The sequence below is a fragment of the Streptomyces atratus genome, assembly GCF_040655115.1.
Classification (GTDB): domain Bacteria; phylum Actinomycetota; class Actinomycetes; order Streptomycetales; family Streptomycetaceae; genus Streptomyces; species Streptomyces atratus_D.
The window spans coordinates 23,188-40,606 of the sequence record NZ_JBFAJH010000008.1 but is presented as its reverse complement, the minus strand read 5'-3'; the positions used below and the strand labels follow the sequence as shown (position 1 = coordinate 40,606).

Below are 17,419 nucleotides of genomic sequence, written 5' to 3'. Positions count from 1 at the left end.
GCACCGCTGTGTGCGGCGCCGCTCTTGCGCCGCGAGCGCCGACGGGGAGCGGAGATTGACATCGAGCGTGCTCGAAGATGCAGACTCCCCGGTCAGCAACGCCCGCACCCGAGGCACGCCCGCCCGGCAGGCGGCGCTGCGGGCGGTGGCCGAGCAGACCGGGGCGACCGTCAACCAGGTGGTCCCGGCCCGGCTCATCGGCGGCGAGGTCCCGGTCGTCCCGCTGGTCGGCGCCTCCTCGGTGGCACAGCTGGACGAGAGCCTGGCCGCGGTGGACCTGGAGCTGATGGCGGAGCAGCGGGCGACGCTGGACGCGGCCCACTGAGTGCCCGGCCCGGGCCCGGGCCCGACGACAGGCGCTGCGGCCTCCACCCCCGCCCCGCACCATGTACGCCGCCACCATGCCGAAAGGTGACGGTATGTGCACCAACCCTGTGTGACGTGGGCTTCCGCCTCCTTACGGTGACGACCATGGAGACTCCCCAGCGCCCGGAACCCGGGCCCGCCCCGCTCACCGTCCCCCCGCCCGCAGACCGGTCCCTTGCCGGCCGTACCGCCCTGGTGACCGGTGCGGCAAGCGGCATCGGACAGGCCTGCGCGCAGGCTCTCGCCGCCGCGGGCGCCCATGTGTACGTCGTGGACAAGGCAGCCGACGCGGCGGAAGGACTGGCGGAGCGGATCGGCGGAACGGCCTGGGTCGTCGATCTGTCCGTGCCCGAGGCGGTGGACTCCCTGCCGGACGACGCGGACCTGGTGGTCAATAATGCCGGGCTGCAGCATGTGGCCCCCGTGCACGAATTCCCACCGGACCGCTTCGCCCTGATCCACCGTGTCATGGTGGAAGCACCGTTCCGCATCTTGCGCCGCACCCTGCCCGGCATGTACGAACGCGGCTGGGGGCGCGTCGTCAACATCTCGTCCGTCCACGGGCTGCGCGCCAGCCCCTACAAATCGGCATACGTATCGGCCAAGCACGCACTGGAGGGACTCAGCAAGGTGGTCGCCCTGGAAGCAGCACCGCACGGAGTGACCAGCAACTGCGTCAACCCCGGCTACGTACGCACGCCCCTGGTCGAGAACCAGATCGCGGCACAGGCCCGTACCCATGGCATCACGGAGGAGGAGGTGGTGGGCAAGGTGATGCTGGAACGCAGCGCCATCAAGCGCCTCATCGAACCCGAGGACGTCGCCGGGGCGGTGCTCTGGCTGTGCGGACCGGGTACCTCCCACATCACCGGCACCTCCCTGTCCATGGACGGCGGCTGGACCGCCAACTGACCCTCCCGGCTCCCCGCCCCTCCCGACGAACGATGGCCGCCCATGTCTGCACCCACCCCCTCCGCCGCGCCCCACCTGCGCCTCCTCCTCGACCTGCTGGCCGAGGACGCCCCCGCCGAGGCGCTGGGAGCCGTCTCCTCGAAGGCGCGGGCGGCCGGTGTGTCCGCGGGCGAACTCGCCGAGGTGGAGGCGGCCACCGCCACCGCCCTGCGGATCAGAGGCGTCCTGCGCCAGCACCGGCGTCGCGAGCTCCAGCTCACCGCGCTCTTCGACACCGCGGGCGACCTGGCCGCCTCCCGCGACCTGGACGAGGTACTGAAGGCGATCGTCCGCCGGGCCAGGATGCTGCTCGGCACGGACACGGCGTATCTCACGCTCCCCGACGAGGAGGCGGGCGACACCTACATGCGGGTCACCGACGGGTCGGTGTCGGTGCTCTTCCAGCGACTGCGGCTGGAGCTCGGCCACGGGCTCGGCGGTCTGGTGGCGCAGACCGCGAGCCCGTACGCGACCCCCGACTACCGCACCGACGACCGCTTCCACCACACCCGCAACATCAACGCCGGGGTCCTCGACGAGGGACTCGTCGCCATTCTGGGCGTGCCCCTGCTCCTCGGCTCCAGCCGCGGCGGCGCGGGAAAGGTCATCGGCGTCCTCTTCGCGGCCGACCGCGCGCCCCGCGTATTCAGCCCCGACGAGGTCGCCCTGCTGTGCTCGCTCGCCGCACACGCCGCGATCGCCATCGACACCGCCCGCGCCCTCGACGACACCCGGTCCGCACTGGACGAACTTGCCGAGAAGAACGCCGAGTTGGCCGAGGCCAATGCGGCCGTACGGGCCCACTCGGCGGCCATGCAGCGGGCAGAGGAAGCCCACGACCGGCTGACCGACCTGGTCCTGCGCGGCCGTGACGTCAAGGATGTCGCCGCGGCGGTCGCGGGGCTGCTGGACTCCCCGCTCACCATTCACGACCCCGGCGGGCGGCCCCTGGCTGCCGTCCGGCCCGACGGCGCGGACCTCGCCGCCGACAGCATGGACGCCGGGTGGCTCGCCGAGACCGCCGAGGAGTCCCGTACGGGCGCCCGCGCCGTGCACCGCGACGGCCGGTGGATCTGCGCGGTCCTGGCCGGCCGGGAACTCCTGGCCGGTCTGGTCCTGCACCGGCGTGCACAGCTCGACGACTCCGACCGGCGGCTGTTCGAGCGCGCCTCGGTGGTCACCGGACTCCTTCTGCTGCTGCGGCGCACGGTCGCCGAGACCGAGAACCGGATCCGCGGGGAGCTGATCAACGATCTGCTGACGGAAGCGGACCGCGACCCGGCCGGACTCGCCGAACGCGGCCGGCGCCTCGGCATAGACCTCGACCGTCCGCATCTGCTGCTGGTGGCCGAGGGCGGGGCCCGGGAGCGGCTGGCCCCTGCAGCGATGCGCTATCTGTTCGGCGGGGACATCCACGGGGTGAGCGCCGAACACGCGGGAAACGTGGTGCTGTTGATAGAAGCCGGTGACCCCGGAGCGGCTGCCGGTGACGCGGCGCGCGCGGCGGCGGCCCAGCTCGGCCAGCTCGTCCAGGCCCCCGTCACCGTCGCCGCCACCGGGCCGGCCCGCAGCGCCCGGGAGCTGGCCTCCGCCCACGGGGAGGCCGCCCGCTGCCTGCGCGCCATGCGGGTCCTCGGGCGTACGGGAGAAGGCGCGTGCGTCGAAGAACTCGGCTTCCTGGGCGTGGTGCTGGGAAACGCCCAGGACGTCGACGGTTTCGTCTCGGCGACGCTGGGACCCCTGCTGGAGTACGACGCGCAGCGCGGCACGCATCTCGTGCGTACGCTCGACGCCTATTTCGGATCCGGGGGCAGTCTCATCCGAGCCAAGGACGAACTCCACGTGCACGTCAACACGGTGGTGCAGCGGCTGGACCGGGTGCAGGTGCTGCTGGGGCGGGACTGGAACGAGCCCGGGCGGGCGTTGGAGCTGCAACTCGCATTGCGGTTGCACTTGTTGACGGACGGCCGGGAGCGGTAGCGGGACCTCCGGCCGTCCGGGGTGCGTTCTGTTCTCTGTGCCCTCAAGCGCCGGACGGGCTGGGGACGCCGGACATGGTGAGCAAGCGGCGTGCGACCTCCCCGCCGCCCGCGTCGCCCGTCAGCAGCGTGTAGTGGTTGACGTCCCGCACCGGCACCGGTGTCACCTCCGTGCCGCCGAGGTCGGCCGCTGCCAGCCGGGTCTCGTCGTACAGGCCCTGCTCCTCGTTCATCAGGCCCCGCTGTGCCCACAGCAGCGTCGTCGGCGCCGACAGCTTCCGTACCGCCGTCAGCACCTCCTCGTCGAAGAGGCCGATGCCGTCGGTGCGTACCGCCTCGATCCGGCAGGTCGAGTGCATGGCGGGCTCGTCCCCGGTCAGATCGCGCTGGATGTACGCGTCCACCTCCTCCGACCACGCACCCGCGAACGCCGGGTGCGCCTGCCAGAAGGAGCGGTAGGCGGCCCGGTCGGGGAAGGTCATCGACAGCCGGTCCATGGCCGGGCCGATCACGGCGGTCAGCAGCTCGTCCGGGGAGAGGTGCGTGGGAGCGGGGAAGCCGATGCCGCCGTCGACCAGCAGCAGCGGCCCGAACCGTTCCGGGTGCCGTACGGCGGCCAGCGCCGCCACGAACGCGCCCATCGAATGGCCGGCCAGCACCACCCGGTCCAGGCCCAGAACCTTGGCCAGGGCGGCGACGTCGTCGGCGTGCGTGGCCATCCCGTACGGCCCCGGCAGGGCCGAACTCCCGGCCCTGCCGCGCAGATCCGGGGCGACCAGGGTGACGCGGCCGTCCAGCTGCCTCGCCACCGGGCCCCAGGACAGCGCGTTGGCCGTGATGCCGTGCACCGCGACGACGACCGGCGCGTCCGGCACGCGGGCCGGCCACCTCAGGACCGTCAACTCGCCCCCGGCAACGGGGACCTGTACCTCTTCGTACGGAATCACGGGCGTCCGTTCTCCTTCCGGGCCTTCACGGCCGGGGGCGTTTCGGTGGCGACGGGCCCGCGGCGTACCGCGGCCAGCCGGGACGGCAGCCGGGCCAGGCCGCCCGGCAACAGGTGTACCACGGCCACGAACAGCACACCGAGCAGGAACAGCGGCTGGGAGAGCGGCACCCGCAGCACCGCGGGAAGGTCGGCGACCGCGCCCGATCCGGCGAGATCGCCCAGCCGGTGGTCGGCCCAGGTGTAGAGGATGCCGCCGACCATCGGGCCCCAGCGGGTGCCCGATCCGCCCAGCACCACCATCACCAGCAGGGAGAGGGTGAAGTCGGAGGTGGTCGTCTGGGGGGTCGAGCCACCGGTGAGCAGCAGATGGACGAGCCCGCCGAGCGCGGCCAGCGCACCGGCCAGGACGAACGCCGTCAGCTTGAACCCGTACGGCTTCAGCCCCAGCACCTCCACCCGGCGCTCGTTCTCCTTGATGCCCTCCCAGACCCGGCCTGTCGGGGAGCGGACCGCCCAGTGGACGACGGCCAGGGTGAGGACGAGATAGCCGAGCGCGACCCAGTACAGATTCGCCGTGTGCTCGATGCCCACGAGCCCGGACGGCAGTAGCTCGGCGGGCGCGGCCCGGCCCTCCTCGCCGCCGGTGAAGCCGCCGGGGTTGCGGGAGACGAGGATCGAGCCCGCCTGGGCGAAGGCCAGCGTCACCATGGAGAAGCCGATGCCGGTGACGCGCAGGCTCACCGACCCCAGGACCAGTGCGAGTGCGATCCCGAAGCAGACGCCGACCGGCGCGGAGACGGCGAACGGCAGTCCGGCCTCCAGCATGATGGTGTTCGTGGCGTAGCTCCCCGCCGCGAAGTACAGGGCATGCCCGAAGGAGAGCAGCCCGGTCCGGCCGAGCAGCAGGTCGTAACCGGTGGCAAGGGCACCGAACAGCAGGCAGGTGGCGAGGAGTTGCAGACTGCCCGGACTGCCCAGCGGGCCGTCGAGCAGCCCCGGCAGCGGCAGTGCGCTGTACGGCGCGACGATCAACAGCACCAGCACGACGGCCGGCCACCAGCGCAGCAGCCGGGCCGTGTTCGCGCGCACCGGCACGTCGGACGGTGCCGCCGGTGTTCCGCTCGTGCGGTCGGGTGTCCCGGTCACGGTGCTCACGCGAGCCTCCCGGTGAGTCCGCGCGGCCGTACGAGCAGCAGCGCGGCGAGCAGGACGACGACGGCCAGGTCGCCGAGGCCCGCTGCGGTGTAGTAGTTGGCGAACTGCTGGACCAGGCCGATCACGACGGACGCCACGGCGGCGCCGGTCGCCGAGCCCATGCCCCCGGTGACGACCACGACGAACGCGAAGATCAGCAGCGAGGTGCCCTGCCGGGGGTCGACCGAGCCGAAGTACAGCCCGCCGAGCGCCCCGCCGAGCGCGGCGGCGCAGCCGCCGATCGCGAAGACGAGAGTGAACGCCTTACGGACGTCGATGCCGAGCGCGGTCACCATCGCGCGGTCCTCGACCCCCGCCCGTACGACCAGTCCGTGCCGGGTCCGTCCGAGGAAGAGCCGCAGTGCGATCAGCACCACGACCGCCGCCGCGATCAGTACCAGCCGATTGACCGGGACCTCCGCGCCCAGCAGGGAGAACGTGCCGGACAGTGCCTCGGGCCCGGGGAAGGTCCGGGCGTCCGAGCCCCAGATGCCCGACAGCAGTGCCGGGACGGCGAGCCCCACCCCGACCGTGGCGAGCACCTGTTCGCGCGGCCGGGTGTAGAGCGGGCGGACGACGGTGAGCTCCAGCAGCACCGCGGCGGCGGTACCCACCGCCGTACCGAACAGGACCGCGAGGACGAAGCCCGCACCGCCGGGGCCCGCGCCCGGCAGGTTGCCGGACGCCGCCCACCAGGTGCCGTACGCGCCGATGGAGAGCAGCGCGCCGTGCGCGAAGTTGAGCACGTCCATCAGACCGAAGATCAGCGAAAGCCCCGACGCGATCAGGAAGTAGAGCGCCCCCAGACCGAGTCCGGTCATGGTGAGCAGCACAAGGGTGGACATCAGGAATCTTCCTCCGCGTTCCGGGAAGGCACGTGGGCGGCCGGGCCGTGCCCCACGCCCAGCAGCCGGCGCGCCGCCTCCGCGTCGCCCAGCAGCTCACCGGCCGGTCCCTGATGGGCGGTCCGGCCGTCGGCGAGCACCGTGCAGTGCGCGGCCAGGCGCCGTACGACGGCGAGGTTCTGCTCCACGAGCAGTACCGGCACCGCCTCGGCGGCGCGCTCCAGCACCTCGGCGACCTCGGTGACCACCTTGGGTGCCAGACCCTTGGTGGGTTCGTCCGCGATGATCAGCCGGTTTCCGCCCAGGAGGGTGCGCCCGATGGCGACCATCTGCTGCTGACCGCCGGACAGTGTCCCGGCCAACTGGCGCTCCCGGCGCTTCAGTTCGGGGAACAGCTCATGGACGAGGGCGTACGCGGGTGCGCCCGCCCCGCGCCGCTCGGCCAGCCGCAGGTTCTCCGCCACGGTCAGTCCGGCGAAGACGCCGCGGTCCTCGGGGGCGTAACCGATGCCCCGCCGCACCAGCGTGTGGGTGGGCAGCGTCACGGTCTCCTCGCCGTCGAGCCGGACGCTTCCGGTGCGCGGAACGAGGCCGAGGACGCCGCGTACGGTCGTGGTCTTCCCGGCGCCGTTCCGGCCGAGGAGCGCGGTCACCCCGTGGCGGGCGACATCGAGGTCCACGCCGTGCAGGATGTGCCGTCCGCCGATGAGAACTCGCAGGTCCCGCACGGCGAGCAGGGATTCCGTGGTCACAGCCCCTCCCCGAGGTACGCCTGCTGCACGGTCGGGTCGGCGGTCACGGCCTCGGGGGTGTCCAGCGCCAGCAGCCGGCCGTGGTGCATCACGGCCAGCCGGTCGGCGAGCCCCAGCAACACGTCCATGTGGTGCTCGACCATGAGGACGGTGCGGCCCTCGTCCCGGTGCAGGGTGCGGATCAGTTCGGTGAGCGGGGGGACCTCCTCCGCGCTCACCCCGGCCATCGGCTCGTCGAGCAGCATCAGCCGCGGCTCGCCCACGAGCAGCACCGCCAGCTCCAGCTTCCGCTTCTCGCCGTGCGACAGCTCGGACGCCAGCGCCCGGGCGCGGTGGCCGAGTCCGGTGCGCTCCAGTACGCCGCGCACCTCGTCGGTGTACGGGGAAGCGCGCCGCCACACGCGGTACGAGCCGCCCCCGGCGGCCTGGGCGGCCAGCCGGACGTGGTCGGCCACGCTCATTCCCGGCCAGAGGCTGGACGTCTGGAATGTCCGGCCGATGCCGCGCCGGGCCCGGACGTGCGCGGGACGGCCGGTCAGGTCCGCACCGTCCAGCGCGATGGTGCCCGAGGTGGCCGTCGTCAGCCCACTGATCAGATTGAACAGCGAGGTCTTGCCGGCCCCGTTGGGGCCGATGAAGGCCAGGAACTCGCCCTCGCGGACATCCAGGGTGACGTCCTCGACGATGGTCGCCCCACCGACGCCCCAGCCCAGTCCGGCCAGTTGAAGCACGGGGGCGGCGGAGTGCGCCGCGCTCCCGCGATCCGTCGTGATGTCAGGTGCTGCCACCGGTCAGCCCGCCGAGGGCTTCGCGGGCGGCGCCACCTTGTCCATCGGCTCGGTGGTCACCAGCTCCGGCTTCGCGGTGGCGCCCTTCCCGGTCAGCTTTGCCACGAACATCGGCTGCAGCAGCGCGTGGTCCTCGGCCCGGATCTGCTCCTTGCCCTTCACCCCGTCGAAGCTCCAGCCCTCCAGGGCCTTCGCCATGGCGGCGGGATCGGTGGCGCTGCCCTCCTCCACGGCGTGCACGATCATCTGCGCCGCGGTGAAGCCGTCGGGGGTGAACAGGTCGGGGGTGCCGCCCGCCTTGGCCACCGATTCCAGCATGGCCTTCTCCACGGCGTTGCCGCCGCCCGCGCCGGGGAAGTAGTGCGCCAGGAACGAGACCTTGGAGCCCGCCGCACCGAAGACCGGGTACGAGGCGGTCCCGGCCAGCCCGGTGACCACCTTGGAGGCGCTCGGCACCCCCTGCTGGTCCAGGGCGGTCCACAGCGCGGGGGCGGTGGAACCCGCCCAGGCGACGAAGACCAGATCGGGACCGGCGGCCTTCACCTGCCGGGCGAACGGGGTCAGGTCCGTGGCGCTCGGCGGGGCCAGCACGGAACCCACCTTCGCGCCCTGGCCGCCGAGCACGGCCTTCACGGCGGCGACGTTGGCCTGGCCGAACGTGGAGTCCTGGGCCAGCACGGTGACCTTCTTGCCCTCGGCCCCGCCGAGCATCGTCCCGGCGGTGAGGATGTCCTGGTAGGACTGCCGGCCGGAGCGGAACGTGTAGGCGTTGATCCCGGTCACGGCGTCGGTGGCGGCGGGCCCGCTGACGTACAGGACCTTGTTCTGCGCGGCGAGCGGCGCCATCTGCAGGGCGACCCCGGAGTCCGTGGTCCCGGCCAGTACCTTGTAGCCCTTGCCGATCAGGTTCTTCGCCGCCGCGACCGCCTTGCCGGGGTCGCCCGCGTCGTCCTGCTCGGTGACCTCGATGCGGTGCCCGGCCACCTTGCCGGTGCCCTTCGTCGCGTAGTCCAGACCCGCCATGAAGCCGTCGCGGTACTGCTTCCCGTAGGCCGCGAGCAGCCCGGTGCGGGAGTAGACCAGCCCCACGTCGACGGTCCGGTCCTTCGCGCCCTTGCCGGACGCGGTGTCCGCCTCGCCCGCTTTGCCGGCGGCGGTGCAGCCGGTCAGCAGGAGGCCGGCGGCGGCCAGTGTGGCGAGTGCGGAGAGGGATCTGCGGTGGTGGACGGTGCCTGTGGTTCTGCGACGCATGGTGACCGGCTCCTCGGCGGGATTCCTGTGATGTCGCCGAACCGTATGAACCCCGCGCCGCCGTCGACATGGTGCAGGAGCCCCCACCTGAGGCGGTGTACATGTGGGGGCCGCACATGGGCCGGAGCCGGGGGCAGGGGGCGCGGGCCGCGGGCCGCGCCCCGTCATCCGCCCGGGCGGCCGTCCGTCGGTGACGTCAGACGCCGCTGACGGCCTGGACCGTGGCCACGAGGAACCCGATGCCCGCGAAGGCGCAACCGATGATCCCCATCACCATTCCGGCGGTCGCCTGGCCGCGGGCGCCGCCCTCGCCCCGGTCCGCCATGCGGCGGGCCGAGATACCCAGGCACAGGGCGATGACGGGCGCCACGATCGGAATGAGCAGCAGTCCGACGATGCCGAGCACCATCGAGGCGGTCGCCTTGCCGGTGGGCAGTGCGGCGCCCGTGGGGTACCCGTAGCCGTAGGGGGCCTGGGCGCCGACGCCGTACCCCGGCGCCGTCCCGGGGTGAACACCCGGGTTCTGCCATCCCGGCGTGCCGCCTGCCATACCTGACTCGTCAGCCATGTCTTCCTCTCCATCGGTGCTGGTCAGGTACATGCTAGTGCCGTGACCGGCAATGTTTGCCCCGTCAGGAGCGTCGTCCGGTGCGTGCGATCGCAAGGCGGCCGGAAGTCCTTGGATGGGGTCTCCCCTGCTCGAACGGAGTTGAGAGCTTGGGGAAGGAGCTACCAGGGCTTTTGGCCAACGCGGCGAGCGTGCGTGCCGGGCGGTGCGACGGGGCAAAGCTTGCCGGGAGGGGCACTAGGAGAGATGTGAGGGTGCCCGGCACAGAGGTGTGAGGGATATGTGGTCGACCGGTGACGCCACGGACCCGACCCCGTTCGCCCAGGGCCGTCCGCGGCGAGGTGCCGTAGGTGTCCTCGTCCGCCCGCCGGGGATGACGGGACAGTCGTGGTCAGGGGGCGTCCGGTGGCGTCGTCACGTCGATCAGCCGGCACACCGTCTCGATGTCTGTCTTCACCTGCGCGATCGACGCCCGCCCCGACAGCCAGGTGATCAGCGCCGAGTGCCAGGTGTGCTCGATGACCCGGACCGCGGACAGCTGCTCCGGCGTCGGGTGCCGGAGCCCCATCGAGTCCAGGATGATGGCCGTCGTGATCCGCGAGACGGTGTCCACCTCGGGACTGACGCTGCGGTCCGCGAAGGTCAGCGCACGCACCATCGCGTCCGCCAGGTGCGGTTCGCGCTGCATCGCGCGGAACGCCCGCATCAGGATGTCGGCGACCCGCGCCGCCGCGTCGTCCCCGGCCGGGGGGCGCTTGCGCAGCGTCCCGTGCATGTGCTGGAGCTGGTCCTGCATGGTGGCGACCAGGAGGTGGATCTTGGAGGGGAAGTACCGGTACAGCGTGCCCAGGGCGACCCCGGCGGCCTCCGCCACCTCACGCATCTGCACCGCCTCGAACCCGCCCCTGCCGGCGAGCTGGGCGCTGGCGTGCAGAATGCGACGGCGACGGGCCTCCTGCCGTTCCGTCAGGGGCGGCGATGCCGGCTTGGCTTCCGCTGTCATGTGTCCCCATCCATGGCTTCTGTCCGCAACCGGGGGAGGCGTCCGGGCCCCGGCGGCGCACAGCATGCCAGGGTGCCCGGTGGTGGCGCGAATCACCTGATCCGGCCGTTGCGCCGACGCTACCTGCCGGTAGATTCGTAGCTCATCGAACGATCCGGTCTGAAACTTGTTCTAGATTAGCGTGAGCGGTTACGCTCCGGCGAACACGCAGTGAGAAGGGGGCCGAGTGTGACCGCTGAGGCCGTAGAAGCGGGCCCCCGCGCGGGCGGCCACGCGTCGGGCAGCACCGACGGGCGACCGCTGCGCATCGCACTTCTCACCTACAAGGGCAACCCGTTCTGCGGCGGTCAGGGCGTGTACGTACGCCACCTCGGCCGCGAGCTCGCCCGCCTCGGCCACAGCGTCGAAGTGATCGGCGCCCAGCCCTATCCCGTACTCGACGAGGGCGTCCCGCTCACCGAGCTGCCGAGCCTGGACCTCTACCGCCAGCCCGACCCGTTCCGCACCCCCGGACGCGGCGAGTACCGGGACTGGATCGACGCCGCCGAGGTCGCCACCATGTGGACCGGCGGTTTCCCGGAACCGCTCACCTTCAGCCTCCGCGCCCGCCGCCATCTCGCCGCCCGTCGCGGCGAGTTCGACGTCATCCACGACAACCAGACCCTCGGATACGGGATGTTGGCGGATCTCGGCGCACCCCTCGTCACCACGATCCACCACCCCATCACCGTCGACCGGCAGTTGGAGCTGGACGCCGCGGGCAGCAGCCGCCGCCGCGCCTCCGTGCGCCGCTGGTACGCCTTCACCCGCATGCAGAAGCGGGTCGCGCGCCGGCTGCCGTCGGTTCTCACCGTCTCCGGCTCCTCCAAGCAGGAGATCGTCGACCACCTCGGGGTGCGGCAGGACCGGATCCACGTCGTGCACATCGGTGCGGACACCGACCTGTGGTCGCCCGACCCGAAGATCGCCGAGGTGCCGGGCCGGATCGTCACCACCTCCAGCGCCGACGTCCCGCTGAAGGGTCTCGTCCACCTCGTCGAGGCGCTCGCCAAGCTCCGCACCGAGAACCCGCAGGCGCACCTCGTGGTCGTCGGCAAGCGGGCCGAGGACGGACCGGTCGCGCAGGCCATCGAGCAGTACGGACTCCAGGACGCCGTCGAGTTCGTCAAGGGCATCAGCGACGCCGAACTTGTCGACCTGGTGCGCAGCGCCGAGATCGCCTGTGTCCCCTCGCTGTACGAGGGGTTCTCGCTGCCCGCCGCCGAAGCCATGGCCACCGGCACCCCGCTCGTCGCCACCACCGGAGGTGCGATCCCCGAGGTCGCCGGCCCGGACGGCGAGACCTGCCTGGCCGTGCCTCCCGCCGACGCCGGGGCGTTGGCCGCCGCGCTCGCCCGGCTGCTCGGCGACCCGGAACTGCGGGCCCGGCTCGGTGCCGCGGGCCGCGAACGGGTGCTGTCCCGGTTCACCTGGAAGCAGGCCGCCATCGGCACCGCGGAGCTCTACCGGCAGGCGATCGCCGCCCGCGCCGCAACCACATACTCCGGCGGCCGTCGGTGACCCCGGAACCCGTCATCGCCGTCCCCGCTCTTTGACCCCTCGACCCCCGACCGCGAAAGCAGGCATTCGTGCTGACCGTGGACTTCACCCGCTTCCCGCTCGCCGCAGGCGACCGAGTGCTCGACCTCGGCTGCGGCGCCGGACGCCACGCCTTCGAGTGCTACCGGCGCGGCGCCCAGGTGGTGGCACTCGACCGGAACGGCGAGGAGATCCGCGAGGTCGCGAAGTGGTTCGCGGCGATGAAGGAGGCCGGCGAGGCCCCCGCGGGCGCCACCGCGACCGCGATGGAGGGCGACGCGCTCAACCTGCCGTTCCCCGACGAGTCCTTCGACGTCGTCATCATCTCCGAGGTGATGGAGCACATCCCCGACGACAAGGGCGTGCTCGCCGAGATGGTCCGGGTCCTCAAGCCCGGCGGCCGGATCGCGATCACGGTGCCGCGGTACGGCCCCGAGAAGGTCTGCTGGACGCTCTCCGACGCCTACCACGAGGTCGAGGGCGGCCACATACGCATCTACAAGGCCGATGAACTCCTCGGCAGGATCCGCGGCGCCGGTCTCAAGCCGTACGGCACCCACCACGCCCACGCCCTGCACTCGCCGTACTGGTGGCTGAAGTGCGCGTTCGGAGTCGGCCGCGACGGCAAGGACGCGGCGCTCCCGGTCCGCGCGTACCACAAGCTGCTGGTCTGGGACATCATGAAGAAGCCCGCCGTCACGCGGGTCGCCGAGCAGCTGCTCAACCCGGTCGTCGGGAAGAGCTTCGTCGCGTACGCCACCAAGCCGCACCTGCCCACGGCCGCGGCCGCGGACGACCTCACGAAGGCCGAGGCGTGACCACTCCCGAGCAGACCGAACACCTCGTGCTGCCCGGAGTACTCACCGCCGAGCAGGCCACCGAGACCGTCACCGCGCTGCTCGCCGTGCAGTGCGAGGACGGCGCGCTGCCCTGGTTCCGCGGCCACCACCTCGACCCGTGGGACCACACCGAGGCCGCCATGGCCCTCGACGCCGCGGGCGAGCACGCCGCCGCGGGACGCGCCTACGAGTGGCTGGCCCGGCACCAGAACGGCGACGGCTCCTGGTACGCCGCCTACCACGACGGCGACCCCGACCGGCCGACCGACCGGGGCCTGGAGTCCAACTTCTGCGCGTACGTGGCCGTCGGCGTCTGGCACCACTACCTCGCCACCGGCGACGACGCGTTCATCGACCGCATGTGGCCGACCGTCTACGCGGCCGTCGAATTCGTCCTCCGGCTCCAGCAGCCCGGCGGCCAGATCGGCTGGAAGCGTGAACCCGACGGCACCCCTGTCGACGACGCCCTGCTGACCGGCTGCTCCTCCATCCATCAGGCCCTGCGCTGCGCACTCGCGATCGCCGAACAGCGCGAGGAACCGCAGCCCGACTGGGAGCTGGCGACCGGCGCGCTCGCGCACGCCATCCGCAACCACCCCGAGCGCTTCCTCGACAAGAGCCACTACTCGATGGACTGGTACTACCCGGTCCTCGGCGGCGCGCTCACCGGAACGGCCGCCAAGGAACGGATAGAGGAAGCCTGGGACCGCTTCGTCGTTCCCGGCCTCGGGGTGCGCTGCGTGCTGCCCAACCCCTGGGTGACCGGCGGCGAGAGCTGCGAACTCGCCCTGGCGCTCTGGGTGATGGGCGAGTCCGACCGGGCGCTGGAGATCCTCCAGTCCATCCAGCACCTGCGTGCCGAGAGCGGCATGTACTGGACCGGCTACGTCTTCGAGGGCAACCGGGCGTTCTGGCCGGAGGAACACACCACCTGGACCGCCGGCTCGCTGCTGCTCGCCGTGGCCGCCCTGGGGGGCGACGAGGCGACCACCACGGTCTTCGGCGGCGAACGGCTGCCGAAGGGGCTGGAGCCGGACTGCTGTGAGGGGACTTCGCGCGCCTGCTGACCGGGCGCGCACGCTGCGCCGGAGGGCCGGTCAGTAGCGGCGGATACGGCCCGCCACCGCATGTCCGACGAAGAGGTAGACGACGGCGGCGAGGCCGTATCCGGCGACGACGCGCGCCCACGCCTCGTCGAACGTGAACAGGTCGTACGACCAGCCGGCCAGCCAGCGGGCGGCGCCCCTGACGAAGTCCACCAGGTTGTTGTCCCGGTTCGCGTCCAGCAGGTACATCAGGATCCACAAGCCGATGATGGCGGCCATGACATCGGCCGCGACGGCTATGACACGTGCGGCGGTGCTGCTTCTCGTGCCTTTTCCAGGAGACATGAACACCGGGTTGCCGTTTTCCCTGGCCCGAAACCCGGACGGCGCCTCCTGAGTGGCGCGGCACCCGGGCCGGGATGAGCCTGGCCGGGAGTGCCGGACCGTGTCACTCCCCGCAGAACTCACCGTGTGCCCGTTCAGGGAGGCCCGCTGTGCCCAGTTCCGTACCGCTCCGCCGTCTGTTCGTGGCGTTGCTGCTGTCCTGCACCGTGCTGGTGGGCGCCACCGGGTGCGGCGGGGGCTCCGGCAGCAGTTCGAGCTCCTCCCCGGCCCCGAGCGGTACGGCGTCGGCGGAGAAGCAGAAGCTCGCGAAGACGCGGTTCGTCGCCAACGCGGGGCTCGCGGCGGGTGCCACGTATCAGTGGATCGTCAAGCCGTACCGTGCGGGCGCGTTCAAGAAGGGCGCTGACGGGCGGAAGACCGCACTGGTCAAGGCGGGGCTCGCGGGCGGGTTCGCGTACAACCGGCTCAAGGCGGCGGCGGAGAACGCCAAGGGCGACCCGCTGCTGTCGAAGGCGGTCGCGCCGCTGACGGCGGGCATCGCATCGCTCAAGGAGCTCGGGACCAAACTCCGCACGGGCGAGGCGGGCGCGGGGGACGTCGGTGCCTTCGAGAACGTCATCAACGGCATCAAGGACGCGGGCAAGAGCGCGGGCGCCGAGGTGAAGGACAAGGTGCCGTCCACGTCCCAGCTCGGCGGATGACCGGATGTGGGCTGCGAGGCGGCCGCAACAGGGTGCCGCCATGACGCTCCGGACCGGTGTACGGACGGGAGCGGAACCGCCCGTCCATCTCAACAGGGGCCTCGCGCCTCAGTACGTGCCGGATGACCTCGACGTACTCGCGGGTGACGGTCAGCGGGCTCCTCGGGAACGGGCGCCCGTACCAGCCCTCCACCACCTGCATCAGATCGCTTGGTGCGGACGGAGAGTACGGCAGCGGCCCCCCGCCCGGAAGGGGCGAGGGGCCGCGGAGCGGGAGTGCTGTCAGCCGCGCTGGATGCCCGTGGTGTCCTGCAGAACACCACGGCGGCCGTCCTGGGTCTGGGCGATGAGGCCCGGACCGCGCTGCTCGACCGCGAGGTACCAGGTGCCCGGCGCCAGTTCGGCGATCGGGCTCGGCGAACCGTCCTCGCCGTACAGCGGACGGGCCACCGGCACGGCGAACCAGAACGGCGTGAAGTCACCGGCCGGCGCGGCGCCGCCCTGCGGGGCCTGCTGCGCCTGCGCGTTGGCGGGGTCGGGCTGTCCGGGCTGCGGCTGGGCACCGTACGGCTGGGGCTGACCCGGCTGCGCACCGTACGGCTGCTGCTGGGCGCCCGGGTAGCCGTAACCCTGGTCGGGCTGCGGCTGGCCGCCGTACGGCGCCTGCATGGCCTGCGGACGCGGGGCACCCATCAGGGGCGCCTTCAGCGCGGGGACCAGCGGGGTGGCGATCGCACCGCCGGCGAGCACGAGCGAGGCGATGAGGCCGAGGACGAGACCGGCACCGGCGTCGACCTGGCCGAGGTCGATGATCGTCCAGAAGACGTTCCACGCGGTGAAGACCGTGGCCGCGACACCGAACTGGCCGAGTTCCAGGCCGACGATCTTGCGGGGCTGGGGCTGCGAACGGGAGAGCACGATGAGTGCCGCACCGATCACGCCGATCATGTACACGCCGATCGCATTGCCCAGTGAGTCCCAGGCGTTCGGCGCGTCGACGCCGAGACCGTTGTAGGAGACGAAATCGAGGAAAGAGGCGATGAACAGCACCACCGCTGCTCCGATCACCACGCCATCGCCTCTAGTGAGTGAGCGGATATTCACGTGAAGGTCCTTAGTCGGTCGTCTCGTCGGGGCGGTCGTCGCTGCCGCCGGTACGGCGGACACGGCGCGAAGCTCGGGCGCGGCTCCCCATCGTACGGATGAATCTATCGTCTGCCGGGGCGGGTTGTGCCCTGGCCCGGACCTTGGACGGTCATCCCCCTGAATAACCCTGCATAATCACCGCACAACCACCGCATAACCAGGGTTGCTTACCCGCGCAGGTAGGAACTGATGCCATCCGCAATGCCCTGTGCGGCCTTCTGGCGCCAGCCCGCGCTGGTGAGCAGGGCGGCGTCCTTCGGATCACGCATATTGCCGCACTCGATGAACACCTTGGGCACCGTGGACAAATTGAGTCCGCCCAGATCCTTGCGGGTGTCCAACCCCGTATTGCGGCCCACGTAATTGGAAGGTGCACTTCCGGTAGCCCGGACGAAGAGGCCGGCGATCCGGGTGCCGAGTTCGCGCGACGGTTCGACGATTTTCGAGGTGTCCGCAGCCCCGCCGCGCACGAGCGCGGGAAGGATCACATGGAAGCCGCGGTTGCCGACCGCGGAACCGTCCGCGTGCACCGACACGACCGCATCGGCCCCGGCGTTGTTGCCGATCCGGGCCCGCTCGTCGACACACGGCCCGTACGGGCGGTCGTTGTCGTACGTGAGGACCACCTCGGCGCCCTGCGCCTGCAGCAGTGCCCGCAGCCGGTGCGACACATCGAGGGTGAACTCGGCCTCGGCGTAACCCGAGTCGGTGGACGTACCGGTGGTGTCGCACTCCTTGTGCGCGGTGCCGATGTCCACCTGGCGGCCGATCTCGCGGGTGTGCTCGTGGTTGCGCGGGTTGTGCCCGGGGTCGATCACGACCGTCTTCCCCGACAGCGGCCCGGACACCGTGCGGCTCGCGGACTTCGACGGGGAGGGCGGCGCCGAGGCCGTCCTCGCCGGACTGCTCTTCGCGGGCGAAGGCGACAGGGACGGCGTGGACGACGTGCCACCACCGCCCTCGCGCGGCTGCGCCGCCGCTCCACCGCCGCTGCCACCCCCGCAGCCCGCGACCAGGCACACGCAGCCCAGCGCGGCGGCGGCGAGCAGGGTCCGGCGGCGCCGCGCGGGGCGCGGGGTGGGAGAAACGCTGGTGTCGTACGGCACGTCGCGATGCTA

The 17,419-nt window shown here is 71.9% G+C and carries 17 protein-coding genes and 2 pseudogenes; 7 read left to right on the top strand and 12 right to left on the bottom strand.

Annotated features, from left to right (window positions below):
* Positions 1 to 109 precede the first annotated feature (109 nt).
* The 3 genes and pseudogenes from AB0I23_RS12170 to AB0I23_RS12160 all read left to right on the top strand — a co-directional run.
* Positions 110 to 325: pseudogene (locus AB0I23_RS12170) on the top strand (aldo/keto reductase); the annotation flags it as partial.
* Positions 326 to 471: 146 nt separating this feature from the next.
* Positions 472 to 1,278 carry a 3-hydroxybutyrate dehydrogenase gene (locus tag AB0I23_RS12165; RefSeq protein WP_359109138.1) on the top strand — a complete coding sequence of 269 codons (807 nt, stop codon included), beginning with the start codon at positions 472 to 474 and terminating at the stop codon, positions 1,276 to 1,278.
* A 42-nt stretch (positions 1,279 to 1,320) separates the two neighbouring features.
* Entirely contained in the window at positions 1,321 to 3,297 is a 1,977-nt protein-coding gene (locus tag AB0I23_RS12160) for a helix-turn-helix domain-containing protein (RefSeq protein WP_359109137.1), read from the top strand.
* Positions 3,298 to 3,340: 43 nt separating this feature from the next.
* Here the strand turns inward: AB0I23_RS12160 and AB0I23_RS12155 are convergent, their stop codons facing one another.
* The 8 genes from AB0I23_RS12155 to AB0I23_RS12120 form a co-directional block, all read right to left on the bottom strand.
* Positions 3,341 to 4,243, bottom strand: a complete 903-nt coding sequence (locus tag AB0I23_RS12155; protein WP_359109136.1) for an alpha/beta hydrolase — start codon at positions 4,241 to 4,243, stop codon at positions 3,341 to 3,343.
* On the bottom strand, positions 4,240 to 5,400 hold the full coding sequence (locus tag AB0I23_RS12150) for a branched-chain amino acid ABC transporter permease (protein WP_359109134.1): 1,161 nt from the start codon (positions 5,398 to 5,400) through the stop codon (positions 4,240 to 4,242). Before AB0I23_RS12150 ends, AB0I23_RS12155 begins: the two co-directional genes overlap by 4 nt.
* Positions 5,397 to 6,284 carry a branched-chain amino acid ABC transporter permease gene (locus tag AB0I23_RS12145; RefSeq protein ID WP_359109133.1) on the bottom strand — a complete coding sequence of 296 codons (888 nt, stop codon included), beginning with the start codon at positions 6,282 to 6,284 and terminating at the stop codon, positions 5,397 to 5,399. Before AB0I23_RS12145 ends, AB0I23_RS12150 begins: the two co-directional genes overlap by 4 nt.
* Positions 6,284 to 7,036 carry an ABC transporter ATP-binding protein gene (locus AB0I23_RS12140; protein WP_359109132.1) on the bottom strand — a complete coding sequence of 251 codons (753 nt, stop codon included), beginning with the start codon at positions 7,034 to 7,036 and terminating at the stop codon, positions 6,284 to 6,286. The genes AB0I23_RS12145 and AB0I23_RS12140 overlap by 1 nt, the downstream gene beginning before the upstream one ends.
* Positions 7,033 to 7,824 (bottom strand): ABC transporter ATP-binding protein, encoded by a 792-nt coding sequence (locus AB0I23_RS12135; protein ID WP_359109131.1) that lies wholly within the window; start codon positions 7,822 to 7,824, stop codon positions 7,033 to 7,035. Before AB0I23_RS12135 ends, AB0I23_RS12140 begins: the two co-directional genes overlap by 4 nt.
* A 3-nt stretch (positions 7,825 to 7,827) precedes the next feature.
* Positions 7,828 to 9,075 (bottom strand): substrate-binding domain-containing protein, encoded by a 1,248-nt coding sequence (locus tag AB0I23_RS12130; protein ID WP_359109130.1) that lies wholly within the window; start codon positions 9,073 to 9,075, stop codon positions 7,828 to 7,830.
* A 196-nt stretch (positions 9,076 to 9,271) separates the two neighbouring features.
* Positions 9,272 to 9,643: a DUF4190 domain-containing protein gene (locus tag AB0I23_RS12125; RefSeq protein ID WP_359109129.1), complete on the bottom strand. Its 372-nt coding sequence runs from the start codon at positions 9,641 to 9,643 to the stop codon at positions 9,272 to 9,274.
* A gap of 391 nt (positions 9,644 to 10,034) precedes the next feature.
* Positions 10,035 to 10,646, bottom strand: coding sequence for a TetR family transcriptional regulator (locus AB0I23_RS12120; RefSeq protein WP_359109128.1), 612 nt, complete (start codon positions 10,644 to 10,646; stop codon positions 10,035 to 10,037).
* A gap of 228 nt (positions 10,647 to 10,874) precedes the next feature.
* Between AB0I23_RS12120 and AB0I23_RS12115 the strand changes: the two genes are divergently transcribed.
* From AB0I23_RS12115 to AB0I23_RS12105, 3 genes are all read left to right on the top strand, one after another.
* Positions 10,875 to 12,206 carry a glycosyltransferase family 4 protein gene (locus AB0I23_RS12115; RefSeq protein ID WP_359109127.1) on the top strand — a complete coding sequence of 444 codons (1,332 nt, stop codon included), beginning with the start codon at positions 10,875 to 10,877 and terminating at the stop codon, positions 12,204 to 12,206.
* Between the two features lie 68 nt (positions 12,207 to 12,274).
* On the top strand, positions 12,275 to 13,042 hold the full coding sequence (locus AB0I23_RS12110; protein WP_359109126.1) for a class I SAM-dependent methyltransferase: 768 nt from the start codon (positions 12,275 to 12,277) through the stop codon (positions 13,040 to 13,042).
* On the top strand, positions 13,039 to 14,130 hold the full coding sequence (locus AB0I23_RS12105; RefSeq protein WP_359109125.1) for a prenyltransferase: 1,092 nt from the start codon (positions 13,039 to 13,041) through the stop codon (positions 14,128 to 14,130). The genes AB0I23_RS12110 and AB0I23_RS12105 overlap by 4 nt, the downstream gene beginning before the upstream one ends.
* 30 nt (positions 14,131 to 14,160) lie before the next feature.
* Here AB0I23_RS12105 and AB0I23_RS12100 read toward each other — a convergent pair whose 3' ends face one another.
* Positions 14,161 to 14,454, bottom strand: a complete 294-nt coding sequence (locus AB0I23_RS12100) for a hypothetical protein (protein ID WP_359109124.1) — start codon at positions 14,452 to 14,454, stop codon at positions 14,161 to 14,163.
* Between the two features lie 149 nt (positions 14,455 to 14,603).
* Here AB0I23_RS12100 and AB0I23_RS12095 point away from each other — a divergent pair, with 149 nt between their 5' ends.
* Entirely contained in the window at positions 14,604 to 15,155 is a 552-nt protein-coding gene (locus AB0I23_RS12095; RefSeq protein ID WP_359109123.1) for a hypothetical protein, read from the top strand.
* On the opposite strand, the pseudogene AB0I23_RS12090 reads toward AB0I23_RS12095, so the two are convergent.
* The 3 genes and pseudogenes from AB0I23_RS12090 to AB0I23_RS12080 form a co-directional block, all read right to left on the bottom strand.
* Positions 15,103 to 15,354 (bottom strand): annotated as a pseudogene (locus AB0I23_RS12090) (LLM class flavin-dependent oxidoreductase); the annotation flags it as partial. The gene AB0I23_RS12095 and the pseudogene AB0I23_RS12090 overlap by 53 nt on opposite strands.
* An 83-nt stretch (positions 15,355 to 15,437) precedes the next feature.
* Positions 15,438 to 16,226 carry a hypothetical protein gene (locus AB0I23_RS12085; RefSeq protein ID WP_359109122.1) on the bottom strand — a complete coding sequence of 263 codons (789 nt, stop codon included), beginning with the start codon at positions 16,224 to 16,226 and terminating at the stop codon, positions 15,438 to 15,440.
* A 242-nt stretch (positions 16,227 to 16,468) separates the two neighbouring features.
* The gene (locus AB0I23_RS12080; protein WP_359109121.1) at positions 16,469 to 17,407 is read right to left on the bottom strand and encodes an N-acetylmuramoyl-L-alanine amidase; all 939 of its coding nucleotides are present in this window, start codon (positions 17,405 to 17,407) and stop codon (positions 16,469 to 16,471) included.
* Positions 17,408 to 17,419: the final 12 nt, after the last annotated feature.

Excerpts from the sequence above, each read along its gene's own strand:
- AB0I23_RS12165 (WP_359109138.1), top strand. The coding sequence starts at position 472 with ATGGAGACTCCCCAGCGCCCGGAACCCGGGCCCGCCCCGCTCACCGTC.
- AB0I23_RS12160 (WP_359109137.1), top strand. The coding sequence starts at position 1,321 with ATGTCTGCACCCACCCCCTCCGCCGCGCCCCACCTGCGCCTCCTCCTC.
- AB0I23_RS12145 (WP_359109133.1), bottom strand. The coding sequence starts at position 6,284 with ATGTCCACCCTTGTGCTGCTCACCATGACCGGACTCGGTCTGGGGGCG.
- AB0I23_RS12130 (WP_359109130.1), bottom strand. The coding sequence starts at position 9,075 with ATGCGTCGCAGAACCACAGGCACCGTCCACCACCGCAGATCCCTCTCC.
- AB0I23_RS12125 (WP_359109129.1), bottom strand. The coding sequence starts at position 9,643 with ATGGCTGACGAGTCAGGTATGGCAGGCGGCACGCCGGGATGGCAGAAC.
- AB0I23_RS12120 (WP_359109128.1), bottom strand. The coding sequence starts at position 10,646 with ATGACAGCGGAAGCCAAGCCGGCATCGCCGCCCCTGACGGAACGGCAG.
- AB0I23_RS12100 (WP_359109124.1), bottom strand. The coding sequence starts at position 14,454 with ATGTCTCCTGGAAAAGGCACGAGAAGCAGCACCGCCGCACGTGTCATA.